This window comes from Polyangium jinanense, from assembly GCF_028435265.1.
Taxonomy (GTDB): Bacteria; Myxococcota_A; Polyangia; order Polyangiales; family Polyangiaceae; genus Polyangium; species Polyangium jinanense.
The window spans coordinates 1-17,500 of the sequence record NZ_JAGTJK010000084.1; the positions used below are offsets into that span (position 1 = coordinate 1).

At 69.1% G+C, this 17,500-nt stretch carries 18 protein-coding genes; 7 read left to right on the plus strand and 11 right to left on the minus strand.

Annotation, left to right across the window (positions count from 1 at the left end; all coding sequences use genetic code 11):
* The 4 genes from KEG38_RS51330 to KEG38_RS51345 form a co-directional block, all read right to left on the minus strand.
* The coding region (locus KEG38_RS51330; RefSeq protein ID WP_372518247.1) for a helix-turn-helix domain-containing protein at positions 1–99 on the minus strand (99 nt) is incomplete at its 3' end.
* 323 nt (positions 100–422) lie between these two features.
* Positions 423–1,886 carry an alpha-amylase family glycosyl hydrolase gene (locus tag KEG38_RS51335; RefSeq protein ID WP_272428260.1) on the minus strand — a complete coding sequence of 488 codons (1,464 nt, stop codon included), beginning with the start codon at positions 1,884–1,886 and terminating at the stop codon, positions 423–425.
* On the minus strand, positions 1,883–3,721 hold the full coding sequence (locus KEG38_RS51340) for an aldehyde ferredoxin oxidoreductase family protein (RefSeq protein WP_272428261.1): 1,839 nt from the start codon (positions 3,719–3,721) through the stop codon (positions 1,883–1,885). Before KEG38_RS51340 ends, KEG38_RS51335 begins: the two co-directional genes overlap by 4 nt.
* 9 nt (positions 3,722–3,730) lie before the next feature.
* The gene (locus KEG38_RS51345) at positions 3,731–3,991 is read right to left on the minus strand and encodes a MoaD/ThiS family protein (protein WP_272428262.1); all 261 of its coding nucleotides are present in this window, start codon (positions 3,989–3,991) and stop codon (positions 3,731–3,733) included.
* Positions 3,992–4,231: 240 nt separating this feature from the next.
* On the opposite strand from KEG38_RS51345, the gene KEG38_RS51350 reads away from it, so the two are divergent.
* From KEG38_RS51350 to KEG38_RS51365, 4 genes are all read left to right on the plus strand, one after another.
* Positions 4,232–4,768 carry a chalcone isomerase family protein gene (locus KEG38_RS51350; protein WP_272428263.1) on the plus strand — a complete coding sequence of 179 codons (537 nt, stop codon included), beginning with the start codon at positions 4,232–4,234 and terminating at the stop codon, positions 4,766–4,768.
* A gap of 135 nt (positions 4,769–4,903) precedes the next feature.
* On the plus strand, positions 4,904–6,106 hold the full coding sequence (locus KEG38_RS51355; RefSeq protein ID WP_272428264.1) for a pyridoxal phosphate-dependent aminotransferase: 1,203 nt from the start codon (positions 4,904–4,906) through the stop codon (positions 6,104–6,106).
* A gap of 31 nt (positions 6,107–6,137) precedes the next feature.
* Complete coding sequence (locus KEG38_RS51360) at positions 6,138–7,271, plus strand: flavin-containing monooxygenase (RefSeq protein ID WP_272428266.1); 1,134 nt, start codon at positions 6,138–6,140, stop codon at positions 7,269–7,271.
* 1 nt (position 7,272) lies between these two features.
* Positions 7,273–8,265, plus strand: coding sequence for a Rieske 2Fe-2S domain-containing protein (locus KEG38_RS51365; protein WP_272428267.1), 993 nt, complete (start codon positions 7,273–7,275; stop codon positions 8,263–8,265).
* Here KEG38_RS51365 and KEG38_RS51370 read toward each other — a convergent pair.
* The 3 genes from KEG38_RS51370 to KEG38_RS51380 all read right to left on the minus strand — a co-directional run bounded on the left by KEG38_RS51370 (position 8,262) and on the right by KEG38_RS51380 (position 11,678).
* Positions 8,262–9,110, minus strand: coding sequence for a hypothetical protein (locus tag KEG38_RS51370; protein ID WP_272428268.1), 849 nt, complete (start codon positions 9,108–9,110; stop codon positions 8,262–8,264). The genes KEG38_RS51365 and KEG38_RS51370 overlap by 4 nt on opposite strands.
* A gap of 12 nt (positions 9,111–9,122) precedes the next feature.
* Positions 9,123–10,949 (minus strand): vWA domain-containing protein, encoded by a 1,827-nt coding sequence (locus KEG38_RS51375; protein WP_272428269.1) that lies wholly within the window; start codon positions 10,947–10,949, stop codon positions 9,123–9,125.
* A 168-nt stretch (positions 10,950–11,117) separates the two neighbouring features.
* Positions 11,118–11,678, minus strand: a complete 561-nt coding sequence (locus tag KEG38_RS51380; RefSeq protein WP_272428270.1) for a DUF6992 family protein — start codon at positions 11,676–11,678, stop codon at positions 11,118–11,120.
* An 11-nt stretch (positions 11,679–11,689) separates the two neighbouring features.
* Between KEG38_RS51380 and KEG38_RS51385 the strand changes: the two genes are divergently transcribed.
* On the plus strand, positions 11,690–12,973 hold the full coding sequence (locus KEG38_RS51385; RefSeq protein ID WP_272428271.1) for an alpha/beta hydrolase family protein: 1,284 nt from the start codon (positions 11,690–11,692) through the stop codon (positions 12,971–12,973).
* Here KEG38_RS51385 and KEG38_RS51390 read toward each other — a convergent pair whose 3' ends face one another.
* Genes KEG38_RS51390 through KEG38_RS51400 form a run of 3 tightly spaced genes read right to left on the minus strand, consistent with a single transcriptional unit; the run spans position 12,974 to position 15,980 of the window.
* Positions 12,974–14,272, minus strand: coding sequence for a radical SAM/SPASM domain-containing protein (locus KEG38_RS51390; RefSeq protein ID WP_272428272.1), 1,299 nt, complete (start codon positions 14,270–14,272; stop codon positions 12,974–12,976).
* A gap of 2 nt (positions 14,273–14,274) precedes the next feature.
* Positions 14,275–14,649 (minus strand): hypothetical protein, encoded by a 375-nt coding sequence (locus KEG38_RS51395; protein ID WP_272428273.1) that lies wholly within the window; start codon positions 14,647–14,649, stop codon positions 14,275–14,277.
* Positions 14,650–14,693: 44 nt separating this feature from the next.
* The gene (locus KEG38_RS51400) at positions 14,694–15,980 is read right to left on the minus strand and encodes a radical SAM/SPASM domain-containing protein (RefSeq protein ID WP_272428274.1); all 1,287 of its coding nucleotides are present in this window, start codon (positions 15,978–15,980) and stop codon (positions 14,694–14,696) included.
* 88 nt (positions 15,981–16,068) lie between these two features.
* Between KEG38_RS51400 and KEG38_RS51405 the strand changes: the two genes are divergently transcribed.
* Both KEG38_RS51405 and KEG38_RS51410 read left to right on the plus strand, forming a co-directional pair.
* Positions 16,069–16,371 (plus strand): hypothetical protein, encoded by a 303-nt coding sequence (locus KEG38_RS51405; protein WP_272428275.1) that lies wholly within the window; start codon positions 16,069–16,071, stop codon positions 16,369–16,371.
* 18 nt (positions 16,372–16,389) lie between these two features.
* Positions 16,390–16,713: a hypothetical protein gene (locus KEG38_RS51410; protein ID WP_272428276.1), complete on the plus strand. Its 324-nt coding sequence runs from the start codon at positions 16,390–16,392 to the stop codon at positions 16,711–16,713.
* Positions 16,714–16,715: 2 nt separating this feature from the next.
* Here KEG38_RS51410 and KEG38_RS51415 read toward each other — a convergent pair whose 3' ends face one another.
* Entirely contained in the window at positions 16,716–17,408 is a 693-nt protein-coding gene (locus KEG38_RS51415) for a hypothetical protein (RefSeq protein WP_272428277.1), read from the minus strand.
* Positions 17,409–17,500: the final 92 nt, after the last annotated feature.

Sequence of the window (17,500 nt, forward strand, 5' to 3'; positions counted from 1 at the left end):
CTTGCTCACCGTTTGTCGGGAGACGCCATTCGACGCGGCAATCTCACCGTTGCTCTTGCCCTCCGCACAGTCCAGCACGATGCGCGCACGGTCCGCCAACGCCTGCGGAGACTTAGGTCGGCGCGCCAGCGCTCCAGGGTCTCGCGTTCTTCAGCGGTCAGGACCAGAGGTTCGAGTGGGCGGCCAGTTCGACATCGCATCTTCCCACTCACCTCCATGTGTTGAGGGAGGGGATCGTCCAAAAAATGTTCGCGTTCTTCTAACTCAGGACACTAGCTGCGTCCGCACCGTCGTAGGCGCGAGCTTGTCGCAAATGCAGAGCGACGGCGGCAGCCAGCACGCCTCGCACCGCAAAATACGCCGCGTTCGTATCGGCTCTTGCCCCGGGGGCGCATCGGGCGGCGGGACGAACGCGCCCATCGTTACCTCTTTTTGACCTCGAACAGATGCGTGCCGTACGCCGAGAGCTCCACGTAGAGCCCGCGCCGATCATCGAGCAGCTCGTCCCCGCTGCGTCGGTATTCCTCGCCGCCGATGCGGTCGACGAGCAGCACGTTCCTCCCCGCGATCCCCGCGAGATCCAGCGTCAGCTTGCATTGCCCCCGCGACGGGCCGAAGTTCACCACGACGATCACGGCGCTCGTCCGCGAATCCCAGCGATACGCGACGAACGATTCGAAGCTCGTGCTCCCCGGCCCCACCGCACGCGGCGGCAACATCGCGAAACGCCCGCGCCGCAGGACGTCGAGCTTCATCGCCTCGAGCAGCGCTCGGTGAAACGCGACGCTTGCCTCGTCCACGCGCTCGTCCGCGCGCCGCGCGAGTTGCACCGGCGCCCGGATCTTTCGCCCTTCGAGCTGCCCGTCGTGGAAAAACCGCATTCCCGGCGCGGTCCCGAGCAGCACCGTGGCCGCCTTGCGCCGATCTGGCGGCAGCGCGGACGCGACCCGCGGCTCGTCGTGGTTTTCCAAGAATCGCGCCGAGCGCGCCTGGTAATCAAACGACCCACTCAGATGCCCGCGCACCGCGTGCGCCGATCCGTGCATCAGCCGGTCGTACATGCTCTTGTCGTACGTGTAATCGAACCCGAGCGTCTGCAGCCGCCATTCGAGATCCCAGTACGCCTCGGCGAGCAGCACGAAATTCGGATATCGCTCCCGCACCGCGTCGATCGCCTCGGCCCAGAACTCGCCCTCGGCCTCCCGCGTCCCCTCGGCCCGCCGTGCATGCGCCCACGTCCGCCGAAACACGTCCGAGAGCACGAGCATCGCCATGTCGCACCGCACGCCGTCGCAACGCGAAGCGACGTCGAGGAGCGCCTCGATCGAAGCCTGCCGTGTCTCCTTCGCGCGGAAATCGAGCTGCGCGGTATCGGTCCACGGCGGGAAATACGGATCCTTGCCGCAGGCAATCTTCCCGTTCGCCTCCCGCACGAAGAGCTCCGGCCGCTCCGTGATCCAGTGGTGATCCCGCGCCAGGTGGTTCGGCACGAAATCGAGCAAGAGCCCGATCCCCCGCGCCCTGAGCCTCTCGCGCAGCACGGCGAGCGCCTCGTCCCCGCCGAGCGAGGGCTCGACTGCATACCGCGCCACCGCGAACGGAGACCCGATCACGTCCGAAGGCCCCAGATCGGACAGCGCCCGCTCGTACTCGGCACGCAACCCCGGCGTTTCCCGCGCGATCTTCGGCCCCACCGCGCCGAGTGTCCACACGCCCATCAGGTACACGTAATCGAAGCCGAGCCGGGCCAGCCGATCGAGCTCCTCGTCGGGCACGTCCGCGAGCGTGACGCGCGCGCCCGCCGCGCGCCCGAGGTCGAAGAGCCACATGCGTGCGAAGATCTCGTACAGGGCCGGGCTGTGGACGCTCGTATCACCAAGGATCATCGGTTCTTCCCCCCGATCAGGGACGCCATGTCCCGCGCGACCTCCGCCGGGACGAACCCGCGTTCGTCGAGGCCGCGCCGCGCATGATACGCCTTTATCGACCGGGCGAACCCCTCGCGATCGATCCCCGCGCCCTTCGCGGCGCCGCCGGGCAATTTCTCCTCGAAGAACCGCGCGGGGAGCGTGTCCTCCGCGGGCGTCCACCCCTCGCGCTCGTTGAACAGCCGTCGCACGAGCGTGATCCGCCCGGCCGCGCGCACGAGATCCTCCGCCTCGAACGGCAGGCCCGTCACGGCCCGCAGCATCTCCGCCGATTCCCCGAAAAAATCCTCCATCGCCCGGCGCAGGAACTTGCACAGGATCAGCGCATCCATCACCGCCGCCCGATCCTCCGCCGCCACGGCATGCGCCGCCGATTCCTCGCTCGCCTCGAACCGATTCACCTTCCCCGAAAAATCCGCCTCGTACGCCCCGCTCCGATTGTGGTCGGCGCCGCGCGTCCCGACGGCGAAGCCGAGCGCCATCGTCTGCAGCGCCCGCGGCTCGTAGCCCGGGATCTCCAGACCCTTCACGTGGGGCGCGAACGACGGCGCCTCGCCGCCCACGATCTCCGCCGCGCGCCGGCTCCCCTCCGCGAGCAGATCCCCGAGCGGCGTGCGCCGCCGCGCGATGTCCTCGAGCAAAACGAGCATCCGCTCGCCCGCGCCGAACCGCAGATCCCGCGCCTCCTCGGCGAGCATACCCTCGGGGAAGAGGCCTCGCTCGGCGCACTCCATGGCGAACGCGATCGTCCCGCCCGCCGAGATCGTGTCGATCCCGAGCTCATCACAGGCCGACGACGCCCGCAGTACCACCTCCGGATCGCCGATCCCGCAGAGCGGCCCGAGCGCGAACAGGTTCTCGTACTCCATTTTGACGGGACGTTCGCCCGGACGAACCTCGAAGAAATGCTCGCAGCCGATCGTGCAGCTCTTGCACGAGCCCCGGCCTCGCTCGCGCGTCTCGTGCAGCACTTCGCCCTCGATCTTCCGCGCCTCCTCGAACGTGCTCGCCTGGAAATTGCGCGTCGGCAGCGCCGCGAGCCGGTTGAACGTCGAGAGGTTCGCCACCGTCCCGAGCGATCGATATTTTTCCGTTGCAGGTCCAAGCGATCGACGCGCGAGATCCTTCGCGATGCGCAGTGTCGTCTCCGCATCCGCGAGCGGCACGGGCCGGCTCCCGCGCACGCCGATCGCCTTCACGCGTTTCGCGCCGAGCACCGCGCCGAGCCCGCCGCGCCCCGCATGACGCCCCTCGTTCGCGATGCCCGCGTACCGCACGAGCCGCTCGCCCGCGACCCCGATCACCGCGAATCGATGCGATGGATACGCCTTCCCGAGGCGCTCGCTCGCCTCTGAAATTGAAAAATCACGCCCCCACAGCTCGGGACAAGGCACGACCTCCGCGCCCTCCTCGTCGACGAGCACGATCGACGGCTCCGCGGCCTCCCCGACGATCACGATCGCATCGAGCCCCGCGCGTTTGCCCGCGATGGCGAACGACGACGACGACAGCCCGTCCGAGATGCGCCCCGTGAGCGGCGATTTCGCCACGAACGCGAGCTTCGCCGAGGTCGTGAGCGGCGTGCCCACGAGCGGCCCGAACGCGAGCACGAGCGCGGCCTCGGGACCGAGCGGATCGAAGCATGGCGGCGTCTCGCGCGTGAGGAGCAACGCGCCGAGCCCAACCCCACCGACGACGGCGCGCCGCGTCGCTTCATCGAGAGGCACGTGCTCGGCGCTCGGACGGCCGAGGTCGACACGCAGGTATCGCTCGAAATAACCGCCGCGCCCCATGCACGGTTTCTAACCGCCTGCGTCCGCGGACACCAGCACCACGACGTCCCCGTCGCCGAGCGGCGTCTCCAGATCGGCCGTGATCTGCGCGCCGTTGAGGGCCACGAGCCAGCCCGGCGCGAGTCGTCCGCCCGCAACGATGAGCGGCTCGAGCGCCGGGCACGCGACGCCGAGGGCAGAAAGCGCCTCGCCGAGCGAGCGCGCGGCGACCTCGATCGTCTCGCGACGGGCGCGCAGCCGGGCCACGCCGTAGAGCTCGATGGTCACCACGCGGCAAACCTACCAGCACACCGCAACGCGCGCCTTCGACGCACGCGAGGTTTTTCCTCGCGTGGCTCTTTGACGCATCCCGTCACGAACATCCTTGGAAATTCGTCGCTTGACGTTGCGTGGCTTCTCATGGTTTCACGTCAAACGAAGGCCGTGGGTCATTCCGGCAGCCCGCGCACGCGTTTTCGCGGGCCGGGGCGGTCATGAAAGCCACCACCCCCATCGGCGGAGGTCAGCGCGATGCAACTTCGTAGGCGACAGCTTCCCCTCTTCCTCTCGATCCTCGCGGCTCTCTTCCTGTTCGGCGCGGGCGCCTTCGCCGAGGACTGGAAACTCACGGGCACCGGGACCCGCGTCAAGACCGTGGTCCTCGTCGACGTGAACGTCTACCAGATCTCGCACTTCATCAAGGGCGCGGTCGAGAAGTCGAAGAAGGCCGTGATCGACGCCGACATCGACAAGAAGTTCGAGTGGACGATGAAGCGCGACGTCGACCACGAGAAGGTCGTGCAGACGCTGCGCGACGCGTTCGCGATGAACGGCTACGCGGACAAGGGCAAGATCGACAAGTTCCTCGGCGCGTTCTCCCGCGAGCTCAAGGAAAACTCCAAGGTAACGATCGCGTACGACGCCGCGAAGAAGGCCACCACGGTGAACGTGGGCGGCGGCGGCAGCGCGACGGTCGACGGCGTCGACTTCATGAAGGGCGTCTGGGCCATCTGGTTTGGCAAGATCGATCAGCCGAAGCTCGGCGACGCGCTCATCAGCAAGCTGTGAACGAACCGCGGCGCTCGATGCTCCGCGCATAGGCCGGCTGCTCGTCAACCTTGGAGACAAGGAGACGACGCCGGCCTTCGTTTTTCCCGGCGTCCTTGCTCGCCAGGGCCCTCGGCGACAAGCTCCGCGCCTCGCATGGCCCGTGCCCTCTTCACCCGGCGAACCGACTGGGATCGCACCGAAAATCCGCTGACCACCTTGCTCGCCGCCGCGCAGCGCTCAGGCCGCGAGCTCACGGACCTCACGGAGTCGAACCCCACGCGCGCCGGGATCGTCGACACCACGCCGCTCGTCGCCCTGCTCGGCCATCCCCGCGGCACGACGTACGCGCCGCTTCCGCTCGGCCACCCGAAGGCCCGCGCCGCCGTCACCGCCTCGTTCCACGAGCGCGGCTTGCCCGCCCGCGAGGACCGCGTCGTCCTCAGCGCGAGCACGAGCGAGGCCTACACGTGGCTCTTCAAGCTGCTCTGCGAGCGCGGCGATCGGGTCCTCATCCCAGCGCCTTCGTATCCGCTCTTCGAGTTCCTCGCCCGGCTCGAAGACGTCGAGCTCGCCACGTACCCGCTCATGCGCGAAGAGGGATTTCGCATCGATCTCGGCGCGCTCGATCGCGCCGCCGAAGAGGCCCGCGGGCATGCGCGCGCGATCGTGCTCGTGCACCCGAACAACCCCACGGGCACCTACGTGCGTCGCGACGAAGCGGCCGAGGTCGCGCGTATCGCCGCGCGTCACGGCATGGCGCTCATCGTGGACGAGGTCTTCGCCGAGTATCCGCACGGCGTCTTGCCCGCGGATCGGCTGCCGAGCTTCGCGGGCGAGCGCGAGGCGCTCACGTTCGTGCTCGGCGGCCTCTCGAAGAGCCTGCTCCTACCGCAATGCAAGCTCGGCTGGACGCTCGTCTGCGGCCCCGACGCGCTTTGCGACGAGGCGATCGCGCGGCTCGAGCTCATCGCGGACACCTACCTCTCGGCCTCGACCCCGGTGCAGCTCGCGCTCCCGGAGCTGCTCGCCGTGCGCGCCTCGGTGCAGGAGCCCGTTCGCGCGCGCGCGGCGGAAAACCTCGCGGCGCTTGATCGCGCGCTCGCGGCGGCGGGCGAGGATGTTGCGGTCCGGCGCTTGCCCACGGACGGCGGCTGGTACGCGATCCTCGAAGTTCCGCGGACACGCGACGAAGACACCTGGGTTGAAACGCTCGTGCGCGAGCACGGAATCGTCGTGCATCCGGGCTATTTTTTCGACATGGAGCGCGAGGGATTTCTCGTGGTCAGCCTGCTGCCGCGTCCGGAGGTCTTCGCGCGGGCGATCGAGATCGTCGTCGCGTCTGTCGCGAAAGGTTGAGCGCCGCGACGGATCGCCTAGGATGCGCCGCATGCGCGAAGAGGCGGAAGTCATCGTCGTGGGCGCCGGTCCGTCGGGGCTCTCCGTCGGGGCGTGCTTGCGGTCCCGAGGCATCTCGTTCGAAATTCTAGAGCGATCGGCCGAGGTGGGGTCGTCGTGGCGGAACCATTACGAGCGGCTGCACCTGCACACCATGCAGCGCTTCTCCGCATTGCCCGGCATGCCCTGGCCCGCCGGCACGCCGACCTACCCGTCGCGGGCGCAGATGGTCAGCTATCTCGACGCGTACGCCAGCGCCTTCGATTTGAGCCCGCGGTTCGGCGAGGACGTCCGCTCGGCACGGCGCGTCGACGGCGGGTTCGTCCTTCGCACGTCGGAAAACGAGTTCCACACGCGCGGACTTGTCGTCGCCACGGGGTACAACCGCGTCCCCAACATCCCGACCTGGCCGGGCGAGGCCTCCTTTGGCGGCCCGATCCTGCACAGCTCGCGCTACAAGAACGGCGATCCTTGGCGGGGCAAGCGGGTCCTCGTCGTGGGCGCGGGCAACTCCGGCGCGGAGATCGCGCTCGACCTCTGGGAGCACGGCGCCAAGCCCGCGCTCTCGGTCCGCGGCCCCGTGCACGTCATTCCGCGTGATTTGACGGGCGTCCCCTCGCAGATAAGCTCGCTCTTCTTGTTCTCGCGCCTGCCGCCCAAGGTGGCCGACGCGATCTCGCTCTTCGCCCTCGATCGGATGCTCGGGGACCTCACGCCGTACGGTTTTACGCGGCCGAAGCTTGGACCGATCTCGCAGGTGCTCGTCGAGAAGCGTATTCCGCTCATCGACGTGGGGACGCTGGAGCTCGTCAAGCAAGGGCAGATCGACGTGGTGAAGGACGTGCGCTCCTTCGGCCCCGGCGAGGTGCAATTCGTCGATGGGACGGCGCGCCCCTTCGACGCGGTCGTGCTCGCGACGGGGTATCGGACCGGGATTTCCGACTACTTCGAGGACGCGGAGGGTTGGCTCGACGAACGGGGGTATCCGCGTTATTTCGGCGAGCCGGTGCCGGGGGCGCCGGGGCTCTTTTTCATCGGCTTCCGGAACCCGCTCACGGGCGCGCTCCACGACATCGCGATCGAGGCCCAGCGCGTCGCGGATCACCTCGCGGGGGAGAAACATTGAAATGGCCGAGCTCGATCACTGGCACCCGGTGCTCTTCGCGGACGAGCTAGGCAAAAAGCCCGCGCCCGTCCGCGTCTGTGATCGCGAGCTCGTCCTGTTTCGCGCTTCGGATGGAAAGGCGACGCTCGGTGCGCTCGCCGACGTGTGCCCGCACCGGGGCATGCGCCTCAGCGAGGGGCGCGTGGAGGGCGGCCGGCTGGTTTGTCCTTACCATGGCTGGTCGTTCGCGCCGGACGGCGAAGGCAAATGCCCCGCCACGCCCGCGGCGCGTCCTTCCGCGGACGCCTTCGACGTGGTCGAGCGATACGGCCTCGTCTGGATCAAGCGCCGCGGCGCGCAAGCCGCTTTCCCCACGCTCGACGTGAGCGGGTATCACCTCATTGGCAAGACGCGGCAACGGGCGGAGGCGCCGCTCGAGGTCACGCTCGACAATTTCATCGAGGTCGAGCACACGCCCGAGGTCCACGCGCTGCTCGGGTATCCACGCGAGCGCATGGCGGAGGTCACGTGCGAGGTGACGAGCACGGAAACGAGCGTACGCGTCTACAACGAGGGCCCGCAGAAGGCGCTCCCACGGCCGCTGTATACGCTGCTCCAGATCGAGCCCGGTGATTCCTTCGTCGACGACTGGACCACGTGGTTCTCGCCGGTCTCCACCGTCTACGATCAATACTGGCTCGATCCGGCGACAGGGGAGCGGCGGCCGAATGCCTTGCGGATCGCGATCTTTTTCGTGCCCGTCACGGCCGGGCAGACGGACATTTTCGCGCTCTCGTACGCGCTCGCGGCGCCGTGGGACCGTTATGGCCTCAATGCCTTCGCGTATCTCCTGACGCGCGCCTTCGTGGTGATGGAGCTCCGGCGCGACGTCACGCTCCTCGGCAAACTCGCGGACAAGAGCCCCGAGCTTCGTGGCAAAACGTTGAGCCGCTTCGACAAACCGCTCGGGCTCGCGCGAAAACGTATCGAGACGATCTACCGCAGCCGCGGTTAGACCGCCCGATGCGCGCGCTTCACCTCGTCGGCCGCTTCGAGCGCCGCTTCCATTTCCTGCACGAGCTCGTCGGCGGCTTCCTGCTCCTTCGCGGCCTGCGCCTCCCGCATCGAGGCATCGAGCCGCGCCGAGGTCTTCCGCAGCGCCTCGGCGACCCGCTTTCCTTCCGCCGACGCCGGATCCACGCGCCGCTCGCGTAACGACCGGATCGCCGCGTCCACCGCGGGCGCGAGCGGCGCCGCCAGCACCGGATCGGCGCGCCGGAGCTGCTCCTTCACGCCACGCGCGAGCGAAAGCATCTGCCCCGCGGGCGAGGCGTCCCGCTTCTTTTTCCAAGTCCATGCGGCGAACCCGACCACCGCGGCGATTGCCACGCCCGCGCCTGCCTGCAAATACGGCATCACGCCCGGCGCGACCTCCACCACGGGCGGCGGCGGAAGCACCGCCTCGACGCCTTGGCCGACGAGTGATCCCTTGAACTCCTCCCAGCCCATCAGCCGCTTTTGCAGGGCGATTCGCTTGTTCACCACGAGGCACGGCGCCTCGACGCCCGCCGCCGCGCACGCCTCCGCGCCCGAGCCCGTCGCGACGAGCTCCACTTCGTGCGTGTCGACATTTCGTTTCGTCAGGTGAAACCCGCCCGATTCCACCTCGACGAGCCCCACCGGATCGACCGACGCGCCCCCGGGCGCCTCCTTGGGCCAGGTCGTCGTGGCCGCGTCGAGGATCGAGCCGTCGTGTTTCGACGTATAGAACCCGCGCAGAGTGATGGTTTGTCCCGCCGTGACATCCACGTGCACGGCGGGTTTGTCGAGCGGGACCTTGAGGACGATCGGATCGGGCATGTGCGTCTCAGCCTATCGCAGATGCGAGCGGCTCGCGGTCTCGAGCAGCATGGCGAAGAGGAGCGGATCGCCCATGCCCGTGCTTTGCGCCGCGTGCTCGCGCATGCGGGCGAGGCGATCGGCGTCCTTCAGGAAGAGCGGCTCTTCGAGGGTCTTCGCCGCCTCGCGCAGGATCGTCTCGCGTTCGGTGAGCAGGCTGATCGCGTAATTCTTGTCACCCCCCGCGACGTTCTGGGCCGCGCGCGCCAGCGTCTCACCCGCCGCAAAACCCTGGATCGTGCGGGCCACGGAGCCGTCGATCGTCGCTCCGCTCGCCGCGTCGGAGTCGGCCCACTCGATGTCGATCGGGAACTCCTCGGTCACGTTTTTCTTGGAAATGCGGTCCTTGTACTTGAGCTCGACCAGCGCGAGCTGCGATTTGCCCACGCCAGCGCCCGCGCGGAGCTGGAAGAGCAGCGCGTGGCTGTCGCCCGCGGCGAAGGCGGGAATGAAGAACCGCATGCCGCCCTCGCTGTCGTCCTTGCGGTCCTGCTTGATGTTGTCGCGCTTCGCCGCCTGCTCGTCCGCCGCGACCTCCTGCGCCCGCACGCGCTGCGCCTCGGCCTCGGAGAGGCGGCGCGAGCCGTAGACCTTGAGCAGATCGAAGCCCTTTTTCAGGCGCACGCGGACCTCGACGGCCGTCGCCGCCGGGTCGAGGCGCTTGTCGAGCTCGGTGCCGAGCGCCGGGGCGATCTGCGCCGCGTCGCGCAGGTAGTAATACCCGCCCGCGCCGTCCTCGGCGATCGCGCTCATGAGCGCGCCGTCGTAATCGGCGCCAAGGCCGAAGGTGCTCGTTTGAATGCCCTTCTGGAAGGCGTCGAGCGCGAGCTTCGAGATGCCGCTCGCCGACTTGATCCCGCTGTTCGCGCGGCCGTCGGAGAGCAAGAGGACGACCTTCACCGCATCCTGCGGGATGGTCTTCGTCTCGGCCTGCGCATACCCAAGCTCGAGGCCACTCGAAATGTTGGTGCCGCCGCCCTCCTTGATCTCTGCGATCACCTTCTTGATGGCCTCGCGGCGCGCGCCGACGGGGCCGTCGGGGATTTTCACCTCGGCGTCGGTCGAGAACGTCACGAGGGAAAAGTCGTCGGTCGGGGCGAGTTTGTCGACGAGCGCGCTGGCGGCCTCGCGGGCCTGCTTGATCGATTCACCTTGCATCGAGCCGCTCACGTCGAGGACGAGGTGCACGGAGAGGTGCGGACGCTCGGCGGGTTTGTCGGGGCTCGATTTCAGCGTGAGGCGGAGGTGGAACGGGCTGCCGGACGGCGGGAGCTTTCCGCGCTCGAGGCCGGCCTGGATGCCGAGGGCCTTGCCCTTCGGGACCTCGAAGCCCGTGACGTAACGGGCGCCGACGTCCGAGACGAGCTCGCGCTCGCCCGGCGGGATGATGCCGCGCGCGACCGCGGATTCGAATGCGGCGAGGTGGCCGCCGCCGGGGCGGTATGTCGTGGCAAACCGTCCGTTCGGGTCGATCGTGGGGGCGTCGTTCGCGGAGGGTGGGATGAGCGCCTGGGTCGGGGCCGGTGGCGGGGCGCCGCCGCCGACTTTGGCGGCCTCGCCCGGCCCGCGCGTCGCGTCGTCGCCGCCGCGGATGGCGAACGCCCGGGGCGCCTCGGCGGCGTGGTCGGGGATGCCCATGTAGCCTTGCTCGCCCTTGGCCCGGGTATTCGGCTCCGGCTCTGCGGGCGCCTGCGCGGTCGCTTCCTCGTTGCTCGGGGCCGCCTTCGTGCAGCCGCTGCCGCCGAGGGCGCTCGCCAGGCAGAGGCTTCCGAGGATCATCGAGGTACCGCTCTTCGACATGCGCGACATGGTCATATCCCCTCAGGCTCGAGACGTCGTGTCCGGTGCGGTTCGACGAAGCAGGGCCGCGGATGATCTACGGCGGCGTGGCTGATCTTCGCCGATTTTCGAGCGCATGTGGAGCGGGAACTCACGGCGAAGGCCGTTGTCGAAGCGTCGCCGGGCGTGTCAGCGGGCGCCGAGGCCCATGGCCGTGTCGAAGGCGAAAAGGAAGCTTCCCTGCAGGGCGACGCCCGCGCCGGCGCCGCGGACCCAGTCGTTCTTGCCAAACCCGATCATCAACGCACCGGCCGTCACGTAAAGGACGTCGAGCCCCGCATTCACGAGGAAGATCGTGCGCGCCTTGCTGTCTTCGGCCTGCCAGTAGGAAAGAGGTTTGTCGAGGCCGCGCTGCTTCGCGAGACCGCGGTAGCCGAACCCGGCAATGACGCCGTCGACCGCGCCCCAGGCGACGTTCTGGATGCCGATCGAGCGTGTGTAGTCGTCGCCACCCGTGGCCCAGAGCGCGGCGCCCGTGGCGATGCTGGCGACGGCCCAGCTCGTGAGCACGGTCATCGCGCGCGTCTGCGTTTCGAGGTGCGCCTCGCGCGCGGCGATGGCCGCGGGATCCGGCCCTTTCGGCGCAGGCAGGGGCACGGGCGCGAGCGCGGGGGCGGGCGCCTCCGCGTGCGCGATCGCGGGCGCAAGGAGCAAGGTGAGGGCGTGGATCCCGAGGGCGTGCCGTGGCATCGTGGTTTGGAATGTACCAAGACCAAGCGCTCCCCCGAAGACCCTTCCTCGGCCTCGAGTTACGCGCGCGCCCCGCGGAGGGCGCCTCGGAGGGCCTCGAGGTCGTGCGGGTGGCCGAAGGCGGGGCCGCCGCGCTCGCGGGCGTGCGGGCGGGCGATCGCTTGGTGGCGCTCGGAGATGTGACGGTGTCCGAGCCGCGCGCGCTTGTCGCGCTCGTGCGAGGCCTCGTGCCCGGCGCGCCGCTCCATTTCGAGATCGTGCGCGACGGCGCGCGCGTGACGCTCCCCGGCAAGGCCACGCCGCTGCCGGTCGAGCGTATCGCGGGCGCGGAGGTTCGTCTGGGACACGTGACCGTGCGGGATTCGTGGCGGCAAAGGACGCTCTTTGCGATTCCCACGGCGGGCGGTCCTCCTTTCACGACCGTCCTTTTTCTTTCGGGCCTTGGCACAGCTTCGTGCGAGCTCCCGCAGGACCCGGAGGATCCGATGCGCGCGTTTCTCTCGGGCCTCGCGGACGCGGGCATCGCCACGATGCGCGTCGAGCGGAGCGGCGTGGGCGACAGCGAGGGGCCGCCCTGCCAAACCACGGGGTTCTTCGACGAGGTGGAGGGCTACCGGGCCGCGATCGAATCACTCGCGCAGGACCCGCTCGTGGGGCGGATCGTGATCTTCGGCCATAGCCTCGGGGGCATGATCGCGCCGATCCTCGCAGGCGAGGGAACGCAGACGCGCGGCGTGGTCGTCTTCGGCACGTCCCAGCTCAAATGGGTCGATTGCATGGTGCGGGCGACGCGGCGGCAGCGCATCCTCGCCGGGATGGAAGGGGAGGAGCTCGAGAAGTATGTCGCCGCGTGGAGCGAGATGCATGCGAGCGTTTGTCGGGAAGGCATGTTCCCGCGGGACGTCTTCGCGAAGCGCCCCGAGCTCGCGTGGCTCGAAGGGACGTCGTGCCACGGCGAGACGATGTTCGGCCGTCACGTCTCGTTGTTCCAGGAGATCGAGCGCCTCGATCTGCCCGCGTTGTGGAGGACGACGAACGTGCCCGTGCTCGTGCTGCACGGGAGTTACGATTATGCTGCGGCGCCGGACGAGGGGCGCATGATCGCGGACGAGATCGCGGCTGCGTCGCCGGGGCGGTCGCACTTCGTGCTCCTCGACAAGGTGGGGCACGACATGCGCCGGCACGAGAGTTACGCGCAGAGCTTCAAGAACCCCCGCGCCGGCGTGTGGGACGATGGGCTCCTCCGCGCGATGCTCGAATGGCTCTCCCACGAGGGGCTCGGGCCCGCTGCCTGATCAGCGAAGATCCTCGTCGACGAGCGCCCACGAGGCGCGATCGAACGGCAGCCCCTCGGCCGGCGCGACCCGCACGACGCGCTCACGTTTGCCGAGGCGCTGCATGTCGAGGGCGCGGTGATGGCAATATGGGTTGTTTCCCGGTTTGCCGAAGAGGGCCGTGGCCATCCAGGTGCACCCGCCGCGACAAACCTCACCGTAATAACACGTGCGGCAATATCCCCAGCGCTCCTCCTCCGTGCGATCCCGCATGTGGCGGAGGGCGGACGAGCGCTCCCAGATGTCGCGCAGGGAAGCCTGCCGCACGTTGCCACCGACCCAGGACTCCGTGGGCAGCGAGGGGCAGCCCTTGACGTCGCCGTTCGACTCGATGCCCAGCGTGGAGCGGCCGGCGCTGCACGAATCGGCATGTTTTTCGGTGGTGTAGCTGCGCAAGAGGTGCTCGAAGGGCCCGTAATAGCCGATGTTGTTGCCGGCGAGCATCTTGACACGCGCGGCGTCGGCGCGGGCCTTGAGCGAGGCGAGGAGCGGGAAGAGCTCCAGGAGATCGTACGGCTGCAAAAGGACGTCCGGCTCGTCGGCGGCGCGGCCGACCGGGACCGTGAGCTGCACTTGCCAGCCGTGCGCGGAGACGTCGAGGATCACATCGAAGATATGCGGCAGCTCGCAGAGGTTCAGGCGGTTCACCTGCGTATTGACGGCGACCGGGATCCCTGCCTCACGGCAATTGCGGAGCGCCTGCACGGCCGCCGCGTACGAGCCCGACAGCCCGCGCAACCGATCGTGCGTGGGCTCGGTGCCGTCGATGGAGACCGCGACGCTCTGCACGCCGGCCTCCTTGGCCAAACGCGCGCGCTCCGGGGTCATGCCGCGGCCGCCCGTGACGAGCGTGCTTTGCATGCCCGCACGGCGTATTTCCAGGACAACCTCGGTCCAGCCCTCGTGCAGGTACACTTCGCCGCCGATGAGCGCGACCTCGCGCACGCCGAGCGCCGCCATCTGCCGGACGAGCGACGTGGCCTCCGCGGTCGTGAGCTCGTCCGGACGCGCCGTGCCCGCGCGCGATCCGCAATGGCGGCAGGCGAGGTCACAGGCGAGCGTCAGCTCCCAGACCGCGTAAATGGGGCGACATTCGAGATCGATATCACGGACCTTGCGCGCGAGCGGGAGATGCTTGCCCCGCGCTTCACTCGCCATTTGCCCGGCGCGTGGCAAGAGCGGTAGGCCTCGGGGCCGTGTCGCTTGCATGACGTCGCGGCGTTTCTCGGGATCGAGCGGATCGTTCGGGCGATCTTCCACGGTCAAACGCGCAGGATGTCGCAGGCCTCGTCCGGGAAGACGCAGCCATACGGCGGACAGACGTTGTTCACGCACGGGCCGCCGCCGGGGTGGCGATCCCGGCTCTCGTCGATTGCTTTCTGGCGCTCCCTTTCGAGCTCCTCTTCGGTCTGGACGTCGTTCGGGCCGCGCGCGGGCTGGTTGTTACATCCCGCGACGGCCACGGTCGCAGCGATCGCGGCGCCGACGAGGTAACGCTGGGCGCGCGAGAGCTCCGGCGCGAGGGCGGGCGCAGGCGCGCCCGGCTCGGCGGAAATGGCGAGGCCGCAGAAGGGGCACGAGGTTTCGCGGGGGAAGACGTGCCGCTTGCAAGACGGGCAGAGGACCATCGAGGGCATGGCGAGGGCTCCTCGTGAAAGGACAACGCAGCGGGCGGTCCTTGTCAATCGGAAGCGATCGGCAACCTGCGCCGCGGCGCGTCGCCGGTCGTCAGGCTCGCCGTTTCCGCCCCGAGCGGCTCCTCGACGAGCTCAAAGAGGCCGAAGTCGTAGGGCATTTGCGGCGCGTCTTTCCGCTTCTCGATGCGCTCGCGTACGCCGCGTTTTTCGAGCTCCTTCACCCGGTGATAACAGAAGGGATTGTTTCCGCGCCGACCGAGCGTGCAATGGGTGGTCCACGAGCAGCCTGCGCGGCAATACGGGGCGAAATAACAGGTCCGGCAGAATCCCCAGAGCTCGTCCTCCGTCCGCTCGCGGGCAAATCGTAGGGCTTCCCCGTGCTCCCAGATGGCGTCGAGCGAGAGCGCGCGCACGTTGCCGCCCGCGTAAGGCGCCGTGGGCAGCGAAGGGCAGCCCTTTACCGTTCCGTCGGATTCGATGCCGATGCCGGAAATTCCGGCACGGCAGCCGCTCCAGTAAGCCTCCTGGCCGCCCGGTCGCGAGCGGAGCAGGGCCTCGTGCGGGCCGTAATAACCGAGGTTGTTGCCCGCCACGACGTCGAAGATCCATCCCTTGCCCTGGGCCTCGATCGCCGCCTCGCGCTGGATGGCCGCGAGCGTGTCGATGATCGGAACCACGTGCCACGGCTCGACGATCCATTCGGGCCGATCCGCCGCGCGTCCCATCGGCACCGTGAGCTGCACCTGCCACGCGAGCGCGCCCCGGGCGCGAATCTCTGCGGCGATCTCGCGCAGGACGCCCATGTTCAGCCGATTGATCTGCGTATTCGCGGTGAGAAGGAGCCCCGAGGCGGCGCCGGCGTCGAGCGCGCGCATCGCGGCGGCGTGGCTGCCTCGATTGCCGCGGAGCTCGTCGTGAATCGGGGCCGTCCCGTCGACGGAGACGCCGAGCACCGTGAGGCCGGCGTCGCGTAGCTTTCGCGCCCGCTCGACTGTCATCGCGCGGCCGCCCGTCTGCATGACGACGCGCAGCCCATGCCCGGCGAGGCGCCCGACGACCGCGTGGATGTCCTCGCGCAGATACGCCTCGCCGCCAATGAGCACGACCTCGCGGCAGCCGAGGCGAGCGAGGCTGTCGGCGACGTCGAGGACCTCGGTCGTGGAGAGCTCGGCATTCCGGGCGTGGCCGGCGCGGGACCCGCAATGCTGGCAGGGCTGATCGCATTTCATCGTCAGCTCCCAGACGGCGAAGAGCGGGATGGGCGCGTCGCCGTCCTCGGGCCTGCGCGCGCGGGGGGCGGGGGTCGTCTCGGGGATCGCAGGCTCGGCCATGGGCGTCGAGCTTAACCGTTTCGTGCTTTCGTGTCGCGGGGCGCGAGAGCGCTTGACGAGGCTGCCGGGTCGTTGCGACCATCACGACATGCCTCCCAGCCTCGTCCTCTGCTCGGCCTGTGGGTGTCATGCGCGATCGACCGAGAGCGAGTGCCCTCATTGCGGCGCTCGCCTGCGCGGCGAGGGCGGCACGCCGCTCCGCAGCGCGGCGGCGCTTCTACTCGGGCTGACCCTCGCGGCGGCGGCGGCCGAGGGCTGCGTGATGACCGCGGCCTATGGCGGTCCGCCGATTGACGGATCGGGCGGGGGAGGGAAGGGAGGCGAGGGCGGCGCGGGAGGCGAGAGCGGCGCGGGAGGCGCGGGCGGCGGTCAGGACGCGGGGACGGATTGAAGCAAGGAGGCTCCGACCATGTCCCCTGCGACCCGACCGTGTACGATGTGCCGGGCCTTGAATTCGCTCAAGGACGTTCATTGCGTGTCGTGTAACTGGTTTCTCGGATACACGGAGGAGAACCGCCCGCCCCCTCCTGAATCTTGGCCGGAGCCGCCTTCGGTCCCTCCTCCGTGGGATCCATCGAGCGGCGCGCCGCCGCCGGTCCCGGGGTATGGCGCGCCGCCGCTGCCGGCCAACGCGCCTGCGCCGTCGGAGTACCGATTCGGCCCGCCGGGGCCCCCCGCGTTTGTCCGGCCGCCCGACTGGATTCCCCGGGACGACGAGGGCGAAGAGAAGTAAGCTCAATCGCCTGCGCACACACCCGCGCTGCACACCTGGCCGCTCGGGCAATCGCAATCCACCTGGCAGGGGAGCTGCGGCGCGGGCGGCGCCTCGCAAGAGCCGCCGACGCAGCTCTGGCCCGTCGGGCATTCGCACGACGCCGCGCAGGCGACCTTGCACGCGCCGTCGATGCAGGACGAGCCGCTCGGACAATCACAATCGGCCACGCATTCGACCGCCTCCCAGCCACCTTCGCCGCCGGCGCCATTGCCGCCGGTGCTGGACCCGCCGGCGCCATTGCCGCCGGTGCTGTACCCGCCGGCGCCGACGCCGACGCTGCCGTAGCCGCCGGCCCCGTCGTTGCCGGAAGGGGTGGGCAGCGGTGCGCCCGGACAATCGTAGGCGCCGAGATCCACGCACCCCGCCTCGATCACGCAGAGGCAGCCCGTCTCCACCAGATACGGCGTCGACGCGTGCTTGGCATTGCAGCCATCGATGCACGCGACGTGCGCGCTCCCGTCGATGGCCCCGCATCCGGCGAGGTGATCACACATGTCGAAGCAGATCCCGGCCGGCCCGTACTCGCCCGATCCGTCGGACCAGTCATCGTCCCACGAGCCGTTCCCGTGCTCGATGTAGCACCCGCCCGTCACCGTCACCATGGACAGAAACAACCCGAAAGCCCAAGCATGGGCCGCGCGACGCGTCATCATTCGTCACCTCGAACGGTGGTAAGTTTGTCCCGACGAAGGCTCGCCACCCGCGCGCCTTCCGTCGATTCGCCCCTCGGTGCCCCATCCCCCGC

Bases quoted from the DNA above. Each gene is read 5' to 3' on its own strand.
- KEG38_RS51335 (WP_272428260.1), bottom strand. From the start codon at position 1,886: ATGATCCTTGGTGATACGAGCGTCCACAGCCCGGCCCTGTACGAGATC.
- KEG38_RS51340 (WP_272428261.1), bottom strand. From the start codon at position 3,721: ATGGGGCGCGGCGGTTATTTCGAGCGATACCTGCGTGTCGACCTCGGC.
- KEG38_RS51350 (WP_272428263.1), top strand. From the start codon at position 4,232: ATGCAACTTCGTAGGCGACAGCTTCCCCTCTTCCTCTCGATCCTCGCG.
- KEG38_RS51355 (WP_272428264.1), top strand. From the start codon at position 4,904: ATGGCCCGTGCCCTCTTCACCCGGCGAACCGACTGGGATCGCACCGAA.
- KEG38_RS51360 (WP_272428266.1), top strand. From the start codon at position 6,138: ATGCGCGAAGAGGCGGAAGTCATCGTCGTGGGCGCCGGTCCGTCGGGG.
- KEG38_RS51365 (WP_272428267.1), top strand. From the start codon at position 7,273: ATGGCCGAGCTCGATCACTGGCACCCGGTGCTCTTCGCGGACGAGCTA.
- KEG38_RS51370 (WP_272428268.1), bottom strand. From the start codon at position 9,110: ATGCCCGATCCGATCGTCCTCAAGGTCCCGCTCGACAAACCCGCCGTG.
- KEG38_RS51375 (WP_272428269.1), bottom strand. From the start codon at position 10,949: ATGTCGAAGAGCGGTACCTCGATGATCCTCGGAAGCCTCTGCCTGGCG.
- KEG38_RS51380 (WP_272428270.1), bottom strand. From the start codon at position 11,678: ATGCCACGGCACGCCCTCGGGATCCACGCCCTCACCTTGCTCCTTGCG.
- KEG38_RS51385 (WP_272428271.1), top strand. From the start codon at position 11,690: ATGTACCAAGACCAAGCGCTCCCCCGAAGACCCTTCCTCGGCCTCGAG.
- KEG38_RS51395 (WP_272428273.1), bottom strand. From the start codon at position 14,649: ATGCCCTCGATGGTCCTCTGCCCGTCTTGCAAGCGGCACGTCTTCCCC.
- KEG38_RS51400 (WP_272428274.1), bottom strand. From the start codon at position 15,980: ATGGCCGAGCCTGCGATCCCCGAGACGACCCCCGCCCCCCGCGCGCGC.
- KEG38_RS51405 (WP_272428275.1), top strand. From the start codon at position 16,069: ATGCCTCCCAGCCTCGTCCTCTGCTCGGCCTGTGGGTGTCATGCGCGA.
- KEG38_RS51410 (WP_272428276.1), top strand. From the start codon at position 16,390: ATGTCCCCTGCGACCCGACCGTGTACGATGTGCCGGGCCTTGAATTCG.
- KEG38_RS51415 (WP_272428277.1), bottom strand. From the start codon at position 17,408: ATGATGACGCGTCGCGCGGCCCATGCTTGGGCTTTCGGGTTGTTTCTG.